Annotated in this window: 12 protein-coding genes and 3 tRNA genes; 11 read left to right on the top strand and 4 right to left on the bottom strand. The window is 38.5% G+C overall.

Annotated elements, in window-relative coordinates; genetic code table 11:
- Nucleotides 1–473: 473 nt before the first annotated feature.
- Nucleotides 474–1,196, bottom strand: coding sequence for a 3-deoxy-manno-octulosonate cytidylyltransferase (gene kdsB / locus K1X82_06205; protein ID MBX7181686.1), 723 nt, complete (start codon nucleotides 1,194–1,196; stop codon nucleotides 474–476).
- 117 nt (nucleotides 1,197–1,313) lie between these two features.
- Here kdsB and K1X82_06210 point away from each other — a divergent pair, with 117 nt between their 5' ends.
- Complete coding sequence (locus tag K1X82_06210; GenBank protein ID MBX7181687.1) at nucleotides 1,314–2,225, top strand: sphingomyelin phosphodiesterase; 912 nt, start codon at nucleotides 1,314–1,316, stop codon at nucleotides 2,223–2,225.
- A gap of 385 nt (nucleotides 2,226–2,610) precedes the next feature.
- On the opposite strand, the gene kynU is transcribed toward K1X82_06210, so the two are convergent.
- Together kynU and K1X82_06220 are read right to left on the bottom strand one after the other, a co-directional pair.
- Nucleotides 2,611–3,882, bottom strand: coding sequence for a kynureninase (gene kynU, locus K1X82_06215; GenBank protein MBX7181688.1), 1,272 nt, complete (start codon nucleotides 3,880–3,882; stop codon nucleotides 2,611–2,613).
- Nucleotides 3,882–6,788, bottom strand: a complete 2,907-nt coding sequence (locus K1X82_06220) for a choice-of-anchor L domain-containing protein (GenBank protein ID MBX7181689.1) — start codon at nucleotides 6,786–6,788, stop codon at nucleotides 3,882–3,884. Before K1X82_06220 ends, kynU begins: the two co-directional genes overlap by 1 nt.
- A gap of 112 nt (nucleotides 6,789–6,900) precedes the next feature.
- Between K1X82_06220 and K1X82_06225 the strand changes: the two genes are divergently transcribed.
- Nucleotides 6,901–9,015, top strand: a complete 2,115-nt coding sequence (locus K1X82_06225) for a SurA N-terminal domain-containing protein (GenBank protein MBX7181690.1) — start codon at nucleotides 6,901–6,903, stop codon at nucleotides 9,013–9,015.
- A gap of 367 nt (nucleotides 9,016–9,382) precedes the next feature.
- The gene (locus K1X82_06230; protein ID MBX7181691.1) at nucleotides 9,383–10,498 is read left to right on the top strand and encodes a lactonase family protein; all 1,116 of its coding nucleotides are present in this window, start codon (nucleotides 9,383–9,385) and stop codon (nucleotides 10,496–10,498) included.
- On the opposite strand, the gene K1X82_06235 is transcribed toward K1X82_06230, so the two are convergent.
- Nucleotides 10,495–11,064: an NUDIX domain-containing protein gene (locus K1X82_06235; GenBank protein ID MBX7181692.1), complete on the bottom strand. Its 570-nt coding sequence runs from the start codon at nucleotides 11,062–11,064 to the stop codon at nucleotides 10,495–10,497. The genes K1X82_06230 and K1X82_06235 overlap by 4 nt on opposite strands.
- A gap of 30 nt (nucleotides 11,065–11,094) precedes the next feature.
- On the opposite strand from K1X82_06235, the gene pyrE reads away from it, so the two are divergent.
- From pyrE to K1X82_06275, 8 genes are all read left to right on the top strand, one after another.
- Complete coding sequence (gene pyrE, locus K1X82_06240) at nucleotides 11,095–11,739, top strand: orotate phosphoribosyltransferase (GenBank protein MBX7181693.1); 645 nt, start codon at nucleotides 11,095–11,097, stop codon at nucleotides 11,737–11,739.
- A gap of 16 nt (nucleotides 11,740–11,755) precedes the next feature.
- On the top strand, nucleotides 11,756–13,312 hold the full coding sequence (locus tag K1X82_06245) for a hypothetical protein (GenBank protein MBX7181694.1): 1,557 nt from the start codon (nucleotides 11,756–11,758) through the stop codon (nucleotides 13,310–13,312).
- A 62-nt stretch (nucleotides 13,313–13,374) separates the two neighbouring features.
- Nucleotides 13,375–13,461 (top strand) — tRNA-Ser (locus tag K1X82_06250).
- A 278-nt stretch (nucleotides 13,462–13,739) separates the two neighbouring features.
- Nucleotides 13,740–13,813 (top strand) — tRNA-Pro (locus K1X82_06255).
- Between the two features lie 72 nt (nucleotides 13,814–13,885).
- Nucleotides 13,886–13,961: transfer RNA gene (locus K1X82_06260), tRNA-Arg, on the top strand.
- Nucleotides 13,962–14,029: 68 nt separating this feature from the next.
- Nucleotides 14,030–14,458 carry an energy transducer TonB gene (locus K1X82_06265; protein ID MBX7181695.1) on the top strand — a complete coding sequence of 143 codons (429 nt, stop codon included), beginning with the start codon at nucleotides 14,030–14,032 and terminating at the stop codon, nucleotides 14,456–14,458.
- Between the two features lie 164 nt (nucleotides 14,459–14,622).
- Nucleotides 14,623–15,141, top strand: a complete 519-nt coding sequence (locus K1X82_06270; GenBank protein MBX7181696.1) for a cation transporter — start codon at nucleotides 14,623–14,625, stop codon at nucleotides 15,139–15,141.
- Nucleotides 15,138–16,085: a hypothetical protein gene (locus K1X82_06275; GenBank protein MBX7181697.1), complete on the top strand. Its 948-nt coding sequence runs from the start codon at nucleotides 15,138–15,140 to the stop codon at nucleotides 16,083–16,085. The genes K1X82_06270 and K1X82_06275 overlap by 4 nt, the downstream gene beginning before the upstream one ends.
- The last annotated feature ends 361 nt before the right edge of the window (nucleotides 16,086–16,446 follow it).

Below are 16,446 nucleotides of genomic sequence, written 5' to 3' on the forward strand. Positions count from 1 at the left end.
TCGTTGCCCGATGTGCTACCCATTCATTTGTAACAATGTTATTTGAGGAATGGTATAAACTTAGTTTGAAAATAACAGATTTTCAATTGGTATTTTAACCTAGATTACGCCTTCGAAATGCATAAACGAGTTAAGAATTTGTAAATCAATTTGTTTGTCCAAATTGATAATACCAATAGTAAATCTGTAATAGTCCAATTATGCTTCGCATTAATTTGCCTAAACACCTTTTGCATCGGCATTTACCACTGTAATTTTCAAACTAGTTTTTGGACTATTTTTCAAATAACATTGGTATAACAACTTCTTCCCGAAATGCTTCGTGAGGGGTAAACCCAACTAAATCAAGTAGTTCGGATTTGAAATCCTACTATTGATTAAATTGGGTTTAATGAGAAATTGTTCTCAAACCTCAGTATTTGAAGTTGTTACAATCCGGATTTGAATTCAATCGATTTTGGATGTAAGGTAAACTATCCAAGAGATTTCAGAATTCTATCCAAGTCGGAAGGGGTATCAATGCTAGGCGAGCTATATTTCGAAATTCCAACTTTAATTTTATAACCCCAGTAAAGCCACCTTAATTGTTCCAGATTTTCTTTTTTATCCAAATAACTTTCTTCGAGATGTGGAAGTCGAACCAATACGTCTGGTTTAAAGCCATAAATGCCAATATGTTTAAAGAAGGCAATATTCTTTTCATGTAAATCTCTGGAGAATGGAATTGCAGATCGTGAAAAGTACAAGGCATTGCTTGCAAAATCCATTACTACTTTTACATAATTTGGATTTTCGACTTGCTCATTTTCTTCCATTTCATGAGCCAAAGTAGCAATATCGGAACCTGATTTTAATAGACTTGCCAATTCGGAGATCTGAGCAGGGTTTATAAAAGGTTCATCACCTTGAATATTAATGACTGCATCAAATCCCCGGTAAGTATTGACCACTTCGGCACATCTGGATGTTCCGTTTTCATGGTGCAATCCGGTCATAATTGCTAATCCACCTTGTTGGTTTACATGGTCAAATATTCGAATGTCATCCGTTGCTACAATTACTTCGGTTAAATCATTACATTTTTTGCATTGTTCGTAAACCCGCATAACCATTGTTTTTCCTTGAATTTCTATCAAGGGTTTGCCCGGAAATCGGGTGCTTGCGTATCTGGCAGGGATTATTCCTAATATTTTCATTCCTACGACTTTGCGAATTTTCGCTTAACAAAAAATTTTTATTAATTTAACAACCTTTTTGATGGAATCCTGTTATATTTGTTGAACTGATTTCCACACTTTTTATTTAAAAATCCCATGAAAAAAAGATTACTCGCAATAGTAGTAATTTTATTCGCTGGTTGGGGCCTTTACCAAAATCCCGCCATATCAGGTAATGAAAATCCCGGTTCTCCGGAAGAATTAAGAATTTTAACCTGGAATATTTTTATGCGCCCCCGTCTTTTATTCAAGGATGGTCAGTTGGAAAGAGCAAAAGCAATTGTTGAACAATTGAGAGATAAAACCTATGATGTAATTGTTTTTCAGGAAGCAATAGACAAAAAAGCCAGAGCCATTATCTGGGAAGGTTTGAAAGAGCTGTTTCCCTACCAGGTAGATCCGGGAAAAGGTGCTTTTTTGAAAACCAATGGCGGAGTTTGGATATTAAGTAAACATGAAATTAAAAAGCAAAAACGTATTATTTTCAAAGGATGTGTCGGAACCGATTGTTTCTGTAAAAAGGGTGCCTTGTTAGTAGAGGTAAATAAAAATAATAAGCGATTTCAAGTAATTGGTACTCACCTACAATCGGAAGTTAGGAATAAGCAATATAAAATTAACCGTGTTGACCAATACAATGAAATCAATGAATATTTATTAAAACCAAACTTTGAAGAAGGTGTTCCACAATTGGTTGTTGGAGATTTAAATACACCGGATAATGTTTCCGAAGAATATAGAACCATGCTTACCAGTCTGGAAAGTCAAGATGCGGAAAAAAACAGCGGAGAATGGGAGGATGGAGCTTCCTGGGGTGCTTGGACCAACGATATGTTTGATGATTGCCAAGATAGAAAAGCAGAAGTATTGGATTATATCCTTTTTAAATCCAATGGACATAAACATAGTAGATTTCAAAAATCTATACGAAAATTCAGACAACTTTGGAACGGTCGTAATAAAGACCTTAGTGACCATTATGCTGTGGAAGCAGTATTAAATTGGTAATTGCTTCCGGACTTCTTTAAATAGTCAAGTCTTTTTTGCCCTAATTCAGGGACCCTTTACTATAGTAGATTCCTTGGTTTTATTCAGAAAATGCAGTTTATTGAAGGTTTGAATATGTCCTGCATGCAGCCGGACGAATAGATACCATGACAGGTTGGGTTTTTAACAAAACTTGGAGGTGGCGCCTCGGGCAACGATAGAGGCAAGTAGCTCCAAGGCAACGCAGCGTTTAGCGGAGTTGGCTTGGACTACAGCCGAAAGCGTGACCCGAAGCCCTTGCAAGTTCTATTGAGGTTTGCAAAAAGCTAGTTGGGCGGAGGGGGCCCGCATACTTAGAATTAAAAAGAGTCCATAAGTTAAGACGGAATTTTGCAGAAGCCCCTACTTACTTAATGAAAAAAGATCGAATAACAGAAGCGGTTCTCCAAACATCTTCAAAACGATTATACAAAGGTACAGGAGATAGTCTGATTACATCAGGTTCGCGCCAATCGGGCATAATGCCTTCCGAAACCAGTTTTTCGAATAGCTTTTTCCCATCTTTTCTTACTCGTATGGATAATTGACAGCCTCTTTCATTAGGATTGGAGGGGGTAAGAATTTCGATGATTTCTTCACCCAATTCTCGATTAATTTCGACCAATAAAAACTCCAAATATCCTGTCAATAAAATACTCTTTTCTCTCAAAGCCTTCATGCCTACTTCTTGAAAAAGTTCCAATGAAGCGCGATGTGCTACCATATTAAATACGGGAGCATTACTCAGTTGCCAACCCTCAGCACCCTCGGCCGGATGAAACTCTTTTCCCATCAAAAACCTTGTTTCGGCATTGTTACCCCACCAACCATGAAATCGGTTAAGTCCGGTTCCATCACCATACTTTTCATGAACAAAAATTCCTGCTACGCCACCTGGGCCTGAGTTTAGATATTTATAACTGCACCAACAGGCAAAATCAACATTCCATTCATGAAGTTCCAATGGAACATTTCCCATGGCATGCGCCAAATCAAATCCGGCTATTGCCCCAACAGCATGTGCCGCTTTGGTTATTTCCTTGAGTTCAAAAAACTGTCCGGAATAATAATTCACTCCGCCCAGCATAACAAGAGCTAATTCATCACCTACCTCCTTAATTTTGTTTAAAATGGATGTAGTTGAAATTTTAGCATTATCATCGGCATATAATTCAACTAAACATTCTTCCGGATTTAACCCGTGGAATTTTACCTGGCTCTCTAACGCATAACGATCTGACGGAAAAGCTGTAGATTCAAAAATTATTTTATTTCTTTTTCCATCGGGTCGGTAAAAGCTTACCAATAGTAAATGTAAATTTACCGTTAGGTTATTCATCGCTACCACCTCTTTCTCATGCGCTCCTACTAATTGTGCTAATCGACTCGAAAACCAATCGTGGTATGAAAACCAAGGATTTTTGGCATTAAAATGACCTTCAACGCCCCACTTAGCCCAATCCTCCAATTCTTGTTTAAAATAGTCAGCGGTTGATTTGGGTTGTAATCCCAAAGAATTTCCGCACAAATAAACTAGTTCCTTCCCTTGATGAGTAGGAATATGAAACTTTTCTCTATAGGTTTTTAAATGGTCAGTAGAATCAAGTTCTTTAGCAAAAGAAAGGCTATTTTCAAACATTACTTATCTCTTAACAACAATACAAATCCTTTAAAAGGTCCCTGAGGTGTGGTGGTAGGAGTTAATACCCAGAAATACGTTCCTTCTAATTGTTTACCACCATTCCAATCGTTTTTATAATTATCCGATTCAAAAACTTTAATTCCCCAACGGTCATAAACCACCAGTTTATTGTTCTCAAAATATTCGGCGAAATTGAAAATAAGGTAGTCATTGATTCCGTCTCCATTTGGAGTCATTACATTGGTAACTTCAATATCACAAGGAATGAACTCAATTTGGATGGTATCTTCTGCTGAATTACCACAACCATCAAGCACCTTCATAATGAATTGTAAAGTATCAGAAGTTGAATTCGTGTAATTTAAGGTATTGGAACTTACGATAGAGTCTGAGCCAAGCCACCAGGATGGAACGTAATTGCCTGCTCCACCCGCAAAAGTACTTGTTAAATAAATGGTATCATTGGTGCAAATAGCAGTGTCATTGCTTGAACTTATTGAAATGGCAGGATAAATAGGTACGGTTAATAATAAACTATCTGTGGCTTGTGTTCCGCATGCACCTTTGGCTTTAAACACAATATAGGTAGTGGTATCAATTCCACCTACCAGGCAATAAATACTATCATTGCTACCAGGATTGATAGGCCAGTCGTAAGTGAATGGTCCTACGCCGCTTACAATTTGAGCTTCCAAACGAATAGAATCTCCCGGACAAACCACAGCCGTGTCTTGAAGTGAAATAACAATTGGAGGAGGGGGCGTAATATTGATTACGGTGGTGGCTTGTACCGGTGTTGAATGACATTGGTCTGTTACAAAAACATCAATCTGTGAGGCAGTAGAGATGGTTGCAATCACTGAACTTCCATTGGATGGTACTGGAATAGAGCTATTGGTGCCTGCCCAATTGTAGTTGTAGGAAGGTGAGCCATTGGTAACAACCGCATTTAAATGAAGGGTATCGCCTGAACAATTAACTGTTTGCCCACCCGAAATACTTACAATTGGGGGTGGGGGAATGGTAATGGATACAGAAATAGTATCTGAATTGGTGGTTCGATTGCATTCAAATACACTAACATAATATTCATCAGAAACGAGTTGACTGGCAGTAATGGAAGCAATGGAATCTACAACAAAATCCTGGGAACCATTACTCCAGGTATAGTCAAAAGTTCCTGGGTAATTTACATTGGCACCGATTAGCAAAGGAGTTTGGAAAGGGCAAGACAATGAAGTGTCGGAACCGATCAAAGAAATTACCGGTGGAGGTGGTGTTAAAAATGAAATTAAGATACTATCTGACAAACTAACTCCACACTGGTCGAGGATGCTGACCGAAATATACTGGGTGGTATCGATAAAGTAAAATGGAAATTGGGAAATATCACCATTGTTCCATAGATAGGTAATTGGTCCTAGTCCTCCGGCAGCTCCAGCATCCGGAATAACAAAATCGGTATTGCAATACAAGGTATCACTTAATAAGCCGGATTGCAGATTCAAACTCAATGGTGGAAGAAGTTGGAAAGCAATATACACCGTATCTATTCCGGAGGTATTGCCACAAAAGTCGGTAATGGTTACGGTTGTAAAAGTGTCTTGGGTGGAGTGTAACCAAATGGTATCATTGGTTTCTCCGGTTGCCCACACATAACTAAATGGTGGATTTCCATTTTGGGGTGTAACAGTAACAAAGAAGCTATCTGTATTACATTGTACAATAAAGGTATCGGGGGCAGAAGTAATTAATATGGTATCAACAATATAGATGATACCCTGACGAATGATGGTATTTCCGCACTCAGTAACAAATGAAACGGTTGTAATTAAGGTATCAGTTCCTTCATAAACATTGTCCTGAATGGTATTAATTGGAATAATAATAGTATCAACTCCGATAGGGAAAATAATGGTATCCGGAAAGGCATCATAATCTATTCCTGCAATGGCGTTTCCGGAAATCACCATAGAAATGGTATCAACAACGGTGGTATCAACTCTGGTAAAAATAAATCCTGCACCTGTACAACCTTCCGAAACAACGCTATCACCTGATAAGGTTTGGGTTGTAATGTTTACTCCGCGGGAACTAAAACTTTCAGCTTCTAAAAATACACCAGAATCAAAGCCGGCATCTACCACATCGCTTATTGCCATTTTAATGTGAAAGGTATCACCGCAAATTACATTGGCAGAAGCTACTAACACCACGGTAAAGCCATCAAACTGAATCCAGTTCTCACCGGAGGCATCATTATCTACAAAATACTGGCTATTAACCATTCCGCCGGGAGTACAGGTTGCCGCATTTCCATTGGCTCCAATATTGCCATTGTTAACAGTACCAATAGAAACAGGCATAGTCGAATTCGGAATAAGAGCAATATTAATTGCATTGTTTGAATATGGACCTGAAATTCCCGGACCACTTAAAAAGAATCCAAATACATCGTTGAATTGGGAACATACATATTCATTGTATTCTTCAGAAGCAAAAATGTAACGAAACGAAACAGAATCCGAACTTGGTACAAAATCAAATTCTAAGATGGTGGCATCATCTGTTGCATTGGTAGTCAGCATATCTAAATCGGGGTCTCCTAGCAAGGAACCCGATGAACCTTCACCTCCTTGATCATTTGGACCAACTGCACCTGCAATATCTCCGGTTTTTAAAATTACTCCGGCACTCATCCCTAAATTGGTTCCTGTAGCTGTAAATCTTCCAATAGTATTAGTACCTCCGCTGTATGTAATATTGAAAGCATTAACACCATTGCCCATCAAAACCGAATTCACTAATTGTTGGGGAGTTAGGGTATTGTCAACTACCAATTGGCTCTTTCCAACGAAAGTTAAACTCAGAAACAGCAATACTCCGAGTAATTTTTTTATCATGTATTTGGACTTTTTGAAGAATTTGCAAACCTAAATAAAATTCTTTTAAAACTTTATTGAATGTCTTAGAACAAAAAATGTATCTTCGCCGCCCGAAATTGTATTGTGAAAAATGGCTTTAATTAGTAAAATCAGGGAAAAATCCACTTTATTGCTTATCACTATTGGAGGAGCGTTGGTGCTTTTCGTAGTAAGCGATTTATTTGATAACCGTAATTCATTCCTTAGCAGAGGTCGCCTCATGATTGGTGAAATCGATGGTCAGGAAATTGATGGAAGAGAGTATGAAGGTAAAGTGAACCAAATGGTTGAGAATTATAAAATGAATACTCAACAAAAAAACTTGGACGAAAACACACAGGAAATGATTCGTAACCAGGTTTGGGAACAATCCATCCGTGATATCGTTCTTGGACAGGAAATGGACGAACTTGGCGTTACCGTTTCTTCGGAAGAATTGTATGACATGGTTCAAGGCGAAAATCCTGATCCTACTGTGGTTTCCAGTTTTACTGATCCTCAAACCGGTAAATTTGATCCAACTAGGGTTGCTACTTACCTTAAACGTATGGATGAGGATGAAACCGGAAGCATGCGCGACCAATGGATTAAATTCGAAGAAGGATTAAAAACCGACAAACGTGTTCGCAAATACAACACCCTAATTGGAAAAGGTATTTTTGTTAACAGCAAACAAGCCAAAGCAGACTATTTGGCTAAAAACAAAAAGTTCGATGCCTTAGTTGTAGGTAAAAGATACAGTGCGGTGGTAGATTCTACCATTACTGTTACGGATGAAGAATTGAATAAATATTACGAGGACAATAAATATAAATACAAACAAAAAGAAGAAAATCGTAAAATTGAATACGTGGTATTTGATATACGTCCAAGCACCGAAGACTTAAACAAAGCCTACGAAGAAATTGCCAAAATCAAGGAAGAGTTTAAAACAACCGATAACGATACTTCCCTGATCAATTTCTATTCTGACAATAAATACCAAGAGAATTTACTTGGTGCCGGAGCATTTTTACCCGGTTTCGATAGCCTGTTAAGCGCTCCTGTTGGTGCCATTGCCGGACCCGTTTCCGACAATGAAACATTGAAACTTGCTAAAGTTATTGCTATTAAAAACGATGCGGATTCTGTAAAAGCACGCCACATTCTATTAAAAGTTGAAAATGGTCAATCACTTGAAAAAGTTAAAAGTCAAGCAGATAGTTTGAAGAAAATGATTCAATCAGGAGCTAGTTTTGAAAGTCTTGCCTCTTCTATCTCTAAAGATCCGGGCTCGGCTATTAAAGGTGGAGACCTAGGTTGGTTCAAAAAAGGTACCATGGTTAAACCATTTAACGATGCTTGTTTTAATGGTAAAGTGGGCGATATGCCGGTTGTTGTTACCCAATTTGGTGTGCATTTAATTGAAATTACCGGTCGTGGTAAAGAAACCTTGAAGCGCAACATCGGTATCATTTCTAAGAAAATTGAGCCAAGCAATAAAACGTATCAAGCCACCTTTGCTAAAGCGGATGAGTTTGCTGCCAAATCTAGCAATGAAGCTCAATTTGATGCTTCTGTAAAGGCTGCCAATTTAGTTCCAAGAGAGAGTGATTTGCGTGAAAATCAAACTAATATTCCCGGTGTAGAAAACGCCAGAGAAATTATTGGTTGGGCTTACAACCATGAGAAAGGAGAAGTTTCCAAAGTATTTGAATTGGGCAAACGTTTCGTAATTGCCAAGGTGAAAGAAGTAACTCCTAAAGGCTTCAAGCCAATGGAACAAGTGAAGGAAGACATTACCATGAATGTAAGAAAGGATAAAAAAGCGGAAGGATTTGTGAAAGAGTTGGAAGGAGCCCTGAAAGGTGTTTCTGATATTACTGCACTTGCCGGTAAAATTCAATCACCTATCGATTCAGTTCGTGCGCTTGTATTTAGCTCGTTCCAAATTTCTCCAAATCTTGGACGTGAGCCTGAACTTGTTGGCGTTATTACCAGTACGTCTAAGGCTGGTTTTACTAAGCCGGTGGTGAGTTCGCAAGGAGTTTGGGTTAGTTATGTTACTAAGATTGAAGAAGCGCCGGCTACCAAAGATTTCGTTGCCAATGCCACACAATTGAAACAAATGTATTCACAACGTTCTCAGTTTGAGCCGTATGAAGCTTTAAAAGAGAAAGCCAATATCGTTGATAATCGCTTAAAAAGCGCCTACAGCGGACAATAAGCCTAGCAAATTATTTAAAAGCCGGTTTTTTAGCCGGCTTTTTTTTGTCCAAAATTTTCCGATTTTCCCGGTTATTCCAGGTTTCTAGTGAGGTTTTATTTACTCCAATGCTATTTTGGGGTAGAATTTATGGGTGATTTTTGGGGCGGGTCCCATTCGCAAATAAGGAACGTTTCATACAAATTTTGGCTAGGCTCATGGTCGGGCTATTCGTTGCAAGTCCTCGTCGCCCTAGGCTAGCGCCGTCGGTCTCCTGTGGGCTTTCCACTGCTATCCCTACCCGGACGCAACCTCCAACTTTTATTTGGAAACCTAACTAAGTTGTTTCCTAAATGAATTTGAAGTGTATACTTGTCAACTTTTTATCATGAAATGTAGCCACCTCCTTCTTTTTTCTATTTTGTTAGCCTTCACTACCGGGGTTCAGAGTCAAACCTTAGTTGTAGGTAATTATACCGACGCCAAGCCGGATACAGGAATTTTTTTATTTTCCTTTCAACCTCAATCGGGTGAATTAAAAAAGCTTGGTTTTGGATTGGATTTGGTTAATCCAAGTTTTTTATGTGTGGATTCAAAGGCCAGACTAATTTATGCATGTACTGAAACAAAATTGCCTCAACCCGGATCTGTTTCTGTATTTAACTACCACTCGGAGAACTTTTCCCTTTCATTATTAAATAAAATTGGAAGTGGAGGTGAAAATCCGGTGTTTGTTACAACCATAAAATCCAAGTTGGTGGTGTGTAATTATTCGGAAGGTTCAGTTTCTGTTATGGATTTGAATAAGGATTTTACTTTGAATAAGCTAGTGCAAAGAATTGATTTACAAGGCAAAAGTGTAGTTGCTGAAAGACAAGAAAAGGCTCATCCCCATTCTGCTTATTTTCATGAAGCGAGTGGTCTGGTTTTTATTCCTGACTTAGGTTCTGATTTAATTCGTGTCTTTGAATTTCAAGAACAGCAGCAGGAGGTTTTAAGGGAAAGGTCCGATTTAACTATTTCGGTAAATCCGGGTGGCGGTCCAAGGCATATGGCATTTCATCCCAATGGAAATTGGATGTATGTGGTGGAGGAACTCTCCGGAATGGTTCAGGTTTTGGAATGGGATCGAAGTAACAAATTTAAGCCCTTGCAGCGCATTTCATCCTATCAAATTCCTCTCAAGCAATACAGCGGTGCTGATATCCACCTTTCACCGGATGGTAGGTTTGTTTATGTATCAAACCGTATAGAAAATTCCTTAGCTATCTTTGAAATAAATGAAAACAATGGATTATTAAATCTGCTAGGTCATCAATCAACCCAAGGCGAAGTGCCCCGAAATTTTACCATTGACCCAAGCGGTAATTGGTTAATTGTGGCTAATCAACAATCCAATACCTTGGTAGTATTCAAGCGAGATATGCAGGGTGGAGGGCTAAAACAGGTTGGAAATCCGATTTCAGTTAAACATCCCAGTTGTTTGCAATGGATGTTGAATTAAGAATTAAATGAATCTACTACATCCACAATGGAAGGGTAGGAGATAGGTCTATAGGGCTGAAATCCGGAAATCGGTATCCAAACAGCGTCTTCTATATCTTCCTCCGTTTGCAAGGTAGGAATTTGAAAATCCGGGATTTTCATTTCAAACCAATGTGATAATTTCAGAATTCTTTTTCCTTTCATCCAATAGGTATGGTAGCTTGGAGCTATCGCACGGTTAATTTTTAAATCAGTTAAACCGCATTCTTCCCATACTTCCCTAAGGGCAGCCTGTTCAGGTTTTTCGCCTTTATCAATTTTGCCTTTGGGTAAATCCCAAAACCCTCTTCTAAACATTAATAAGAATTCCCGGTGGGGATTAAATACAATTCCTCCGGCAGCTTCTATTAATTTGGATTCTTCCAGAATAATGTCAATAACTTTTGAGTAATCCATTTTTGTAAATACAGGGGTTGAAATTCCACCTTCTTCGATAGATTTTACCCATTCAAGTACATTTGTATTGTTAAAACTATCCAGATTTGCATTGGTTTGGATAGGGATATTGTTCACATAAATTTTCACTTGAAGAAATTTAAATTAGGTTTGCAGTCCATGAGTAATTCTAACCGAGATACCGCCGCTAAAGTAGCACAATTCCTATTGCAGGCTCAAGCCGTTAAACTACAACCGAATTCACCTTTTACCTGGGCATCGGGATGGAAATCCCCAATTTATTGCGATAATCGGGTAACTCTGTCCTATCCCAATATCCGCACCTATATTCGTCAAATGCTTGCTAAGTCTATAGTTGATAAATTTGGAAAGCCTGATGTAATTGCCGGGGTAGCTACCGGTGCAATAGCTCAAGGTGCTCTTGTTGCTGAGGAGTTAGGTTTGCCTTTCGTATATGTTCGTTCTGCTCCGAAAGATCATGGATTATCCAATTTAATTGAGGGTAGGCTGGAGAAAGGACAATCGGTGGTAGTTGTGGAAGATTTAATTTCAACCGGTGGCAGCAGTTTGAAGGCTGTGGATGCTATTCGAAATGCCGGTGCCGATGTAAAAGGCATGGTAGCAATTTTTACCTATGGCTTTCCAATAGCCACAGAGGCTTTTAAAAAGAATAAATGCAGTTTGGTTACTTTGTGTGACTACGATCAAATGATTAAAACTGCTTTGGATTCCAATCTTATTTTGGAAAAGGATTTAGCTGCCCTAAAACAATGGCGTGAAAACCCAAGTGAATGGGCCCAATAGTGAAAAGCTTCACTTCATGAGTAAAAAAAATGGAACGAATTCCGCTTCTGCCGCCTCCGAAAGATGGATTGCACTTGGAGTGTTTTTATTTCTGTTTATTATTGGTATTGCCAAGCAATTAAATTTTCCTGCATCAGACTTAGGTCGTCATATAAAAAATGGAGAATTAGTTTTTGATTTTCCTTCCTTACTCTCAACGAATTTCTACAGTTACACCCTTCCCGATTATCCATTTGTTAATCACCATTGGCTTGGTGGCTACCTCTTTTTTCTTGCTCAAAAGTTTACCGGATTTACAGGCCTTCATGTGTTTTATTTAGGAACCATGTTGGCAGCGATGTTTCTATTAATGGAGGATTTTTTATCTAAATTGAATTGGAAGTTAAGTCTTGGATTGTGTATGGTTTTGATGCCATTCTTAATTTTTAGGAAGGAAATTAGACCGGAAGGATTTAGCTATTTGTTTTTTATGCTGTGGTTTGTGGTGATGAACAAGTGGAAGGAAAAGCCGAAACAGTTGATTCTGTTTGCATTTGTATTGCAATTAATTTGGGTAAATACCCATATCTTTTTCTTTTTGGCACCAATGCTTACCTTTTTCCATTTGATTAAAGAATGGCTTGGTGATAAAAAGCAGCTTAGGTTATACCTGATAGTTCTTATGGTGCAGGCCGTGGCTTGTTTGATTAATCCCAATTTATTGAAAGGCGCGTGGTCTCCATTTGCTATTTTTCAGGAGTACGGATACATGGTTTCGGAGAATCAGTCGGTTTTCTTTATGCAGAATCGGACAGGATGGATGAGGTATTTGCATGTGGAGGTTTTGGGTTTGGCATATTTTGCTGGACTGTTATGGGTTATTCGCAAGAACCAGTGGAAGGCAATTTTACCTGAACTGCTATTGGGATTGGTTGGAGTGGCATATGGGTTATTAGCTATTCGAGGAATAACCTTAATGGGAATCTTATGCGGTATAGCAATGGCATCCGTACTTTCCAAATGGTTTGAAAGTTTATTGTTGGCTCAAAAGAAGTCTATTGGCGTTTTCAGCTTGGTGCTAACCGTGTTTTTGGGCTTGGTAGGTTTAGGCACCAAGTCCTATGCTTTTTCCTATCTGGATTGGAACAATGGGTTGGGATTAATTAAGGGAAGTAATCAGGCAGGCGAGTTTTTTAATAAGTCCGGAATTAAAGGACCGATATTTAATAATTATGACATTGGAAGTTACTTGATTTACCACCATTTTCCACGCGAGCGAGTATTTACGGATAACAGACCAGAGGCCTACAGTAGCGATTTTTTCGAAAACACTTATAATCCTTGCATGAAAAACGAGGCTGACTGGAAAAAAGCCTTGAAAAAGTATGATTTCAATTGTATCTACTTTTACAGACACGATAACACGGAGTTTGGTCAACCTTTCTTAATTAGACGCATTGATGATCCGGAATGGATTCCGGTTTTTGTTGATGATTTTAATATTATTCTTTTGCGTAATACTGCTGCTAATACCGGCATTTTAAACCAGTTTGCATTAGATAAATCCATGTTTAGAAGTGTTCCGGGAAATTAAAATGGCTTTTTTTTCAAAATTGTGACAAGGAAAAGAAATTGTTTTAATTTTGCGCCCTCGTTGGTGAGATGCCTGAGTGGCCGAAAGGAACAGTTTGCTAAACTGTCGTACGGGTAACTGTACCGAGGGTTCGAATCCCTCTCTCACCGCAAAAACTAATACGTTTTGTAAAAGGGCAGCTTCAGCTAGCCCTTTTTTGTTGAAATAATTCACCGGAATAACGTATCATCTGAAATTTTTGATCCAATAGGAAGCTTCCATATTTTCGCTTATTTCTGCCTTTGGTAAAGGTTTGAATTGGCAACCACAGGGAAAATAGAAGAAATATTTTCAAAAATATTTGAATCGATGTGTAACAGAGTATAATTTTATTACTTTTGCACCCGCTTTCAATCAAAACGAAGGCAAAACAAACTCAAACACCATTCGGGGTGTAGCGTAGCCCGGTATCGCGTCTGGTTTGGGACCAGGAGGTCGCAGGTTCGAATCCTGCCACCCCGACCGAATGAGAAAAGGGAACTTAGGTTCCCTTTTTTGTTTTAAGGTGCTTAGTTTGTGAATTGGCCAACCTTTGGCCCCGTAGCTCAGGGGATAGAGCAACTGCCTTCTAAGCAGTCGGTCGCACGTTCGATTCGTGCCGGGGTCACCAAGCCCGAGTATTTTAGTAAATATTCGGGCTTTTTTATTTATCTTAGTTGTGTCTGAAAATTACTTCCAATGATTCGTTTCTTTTACATCCTATTCTTTTACCTGACGTTTATTTCCTTTAGTTTACAAGCACAATCCCAGGTGGATAGCAGCTCTGCCCATAACCTTGCAGTTGAAAAATGTGAAATACCTCCTGTTTATCCGGGTGGAGACCAGGCCATTTTAAATCTGATTTCTTCTAATATCAAATACCCAAGAAAGGCTAGAAATAAGGGAATTACAGGTACCAGTTACGTGAGTTTTATTGTAGATACAGAAGGGTATGTAGTAGATATTAAAATAAAAAAGAGCTCCGGAAACGAACTGTTGGATAAGGAAGCAATGCGGGTTATTACCTTGTTGGAACGATGGACCCCGGGAATTCAGGATGATAAAAAGGTAAGGGTGATTTATACCTTACCAATTCGATTTGTTTTACATACTAGTCCGGGATGGTAATTTAAGATTCTTTATCCTTGTGGTTCTATACCTCCATTCCCGCCACCTTTAAAATAAACGCTTCATTATTTTCGTTGCCTTAGGTAATCTTAATTAAATTACCAGTAAAAGGGTGTTTAGATTGGATAGGATTAATTGCAAATTAGCACCCGGACAAACAAGCCATGAAAAAAGGAAACTTCTTTCTGCTAATTCTTCTTCTTCAGCTTAGCGTTCTGTACAAAAATGGAATTGCCCAGATGGGATCCGCTTATATCGGTGTTAATGGTTTAACCTGTTCTCAATGCTCCCGAAGTGTTGAAATGAGTTTGAAAAAGCTAAAGTTTGTTGACAAGGTTGAAATGGAGTTGGTTAAAGCAGAAGGAAAAGTTTACTTTAAACCGGGAATGGAAATTGATTTGGATCAGGTGGCTCAGGCTGTTTATGATGCAGGCTTTGCTGTACGGTTTTTAAAGGTAGAGTTAGATTTTAATCTCATTCCATTGGAGGGGAGTTGTTTTAAACTTGCTTCCGGATCTTTTCAGATACTAGAACAATCCGCTTCCCAACCGAAGAATAGGAAGTTAATACAATTGGTAGGTAAAAAATTTCTTCCTGCCAAAGAGTGGAAGGCGGAAAAGCTGAAACTGGTCCCGCTATGTCCAAAGGAAGATCTTCGACTTTACTTTATACATTTATTATGAAAAGGATTTTTGGAGTAATTATTTGGTTGCTTTCCCAGACTCTCTTTTCAAACGCTCAGGAGTTATTTACTCATGTGGATCCGGCCAGCAATATTCCCAAAGGTGTTTTAGGTGTTCGGGTGTGCAATGAGTTTTTTAAGGAATATAGTCAATTTCGAAGTTCTCAGGTGTATCGGTTTATGTTTGGACTTTCTTCCAAATGGATGATTTCCCAAAGTTTTAGCTTTTCAAATCACCACGGAAAAACCCTTCCTGCGGGCACAATTTTGACTGATTCCACAGGAAAATACTATACCTATGGCGTAATTAAAGGCAAAAAGTACCCCTATGGTTTTGATAATTTCCAATTGGCAATTCGTTACCGATTCTTGAGTTTGGATGCTGACCATGAACATTGGAGAATGACTGCCATACTGGAATTTGCAGGAGGAACAGAACCACATGATGAAGCAGAACCCAATATAGGAATGGGAGATAATGGAGGACTAAACCTTGGAATTACCTCTACCTATTTAAAAAACAGATTTGCCATTTCCTTGAATACGGCTTTTACTCTGCCCGCCAGCTATAACGAGGCCTTTGAACACATTACCATTCGGTACGGAAAGGCACTATCCTATAATCTTGCCTTGGGTTACCTGGTGTTTCCAAGGGTTTATAGATCCTACAAGCAAACGAACTTAAATGTTTATTTAGAACTTTTGGGTAAAACCTATGGCTCCGGTTCTATTTGGAAAGAAAATGAACTTGTTTCAATTCTTAATACTACTCGCTTCAATGGTCATACCTTATTGGAAGCCCGACCTTCCGTCCAATTTATTATCCACTCCAATACCCGTTTAGATTTATCATGTGGTTTCCCCATAGTAGGTACATCGTATGCCCGGTTTTACCCTGCGTATTATTTCAACATTCAACATTATTTTTTCTTTAAATCCAAATAATGCATTTTACCGAATGCTTGTTTTTTTGGGTATACTGAATAAGTCAACCAAGAAGAAACGACCATTTTCTCTAATCCCAAATTAATCAATAGGAGGATTTTAAATCCGAACTACTTGACTTACAAATTCTTAACTCGTTTATGCCTTTCTAGTTTGTAATCTGGGTTAATACTTGGTATGCGGGCCCCTTCCGCCAACTTTTTTTTTGCAAAATCCATAACAACTTGCATGGCGTTCAGGTCACGCTATCGGATTTCTATGTTCAATTTACATTGTACTGAAAATTTTTTTCGTACTTTTTTTCATTTCTTACACATGCAAATATCCTAAGGACAATTTTGTTTCTTATTGCATTAATAAC

The sequence above is a fragment of the Bacteroidia bacterium genome (assembly GCA_019695265.1).
Classification (GTDB): domain Bacteria; phylum Bacteroidota; class Bacteroidia; order JAIBAJ01; family JAIBAJ01; genus JAIBAJ01.

Bases quoted from the DNA above. Each gene is read 5' to 3' on its own strand.
- kdsB (MBX7181686.1), bottom strand. From the start codon at position 1,196: ATGAAAATATTAGGAATAATCCCTGCCAGATACGCAAGCACCCGATTT.
- K1X82_06210 (MBX7181687.1), top strand. From the start codon at position 1,314: ATGAAAAAAAGATTACTCGCAATAGTAGTAATTTTATTCGCTGGTTGG.
- kynU (MBX7181688.1), bottom strand. From the start codon at position 3,882: ATGTTTGAAAATAGCCTTTCTTTTGCTAAAGAACTTGATTCTACTGAC.
- K1X82_06220 (MBX7181689.1), bottom strand. From the start codon at position 6,788: ATGATAAAAAAATTACTCGGAGTATTGCTGTTTCTGAGTTTAACTTTC.
- K1X82_06225 (MBX7181690.1), top strand. From the start codon at position 6,901: ATGGCTTTAATTAGTAAAATCAGGGAAAAATCCACTTTATTGCTTATC.
- K1X82_06230 (MBX7181691.1), top strand. From the start codon at position 9,383: ATGAAATGTAGCCACCTCCTTCTTTTTTCTATTTTGTTAGCCTTCACT.
- pyrE (MBX7181693.1), top strand. From the start codon at position 11,095: ATGAGTAATTCTAACCGAGATACCGCCGCTAAAGTAGCACAATTCCTA.
- K1X82_06245 (MBX7181694.1), top strand. From the start codon at position 11,756: ATGAGTAAAAAAAATGGAACGAATTCCGCTTCTGCCGCCTCCGAAAGA.
- K1X82_06265 (MBX7181695.1), top strand. From the start codon at position 14,030: ATGATTCGTTTCTTTTACATCCTATTCTTTTACCTGACGTTTATTTCC.
- K1X82_06270 (MBX7181696.1), top strand. From the start codon at position 14,623: ATGAAAAAAGGAAACTTCTTTCTGCTAATTCTTCTTCTTCAGCTTAGC.
- K1X82_06275 (MBX7181697.1), top strand. From the start codon at position 15,138: ATGAAAAGGATTTTTGGAGTAATTATTTGGTTGCTTTCCCAGACTCTC.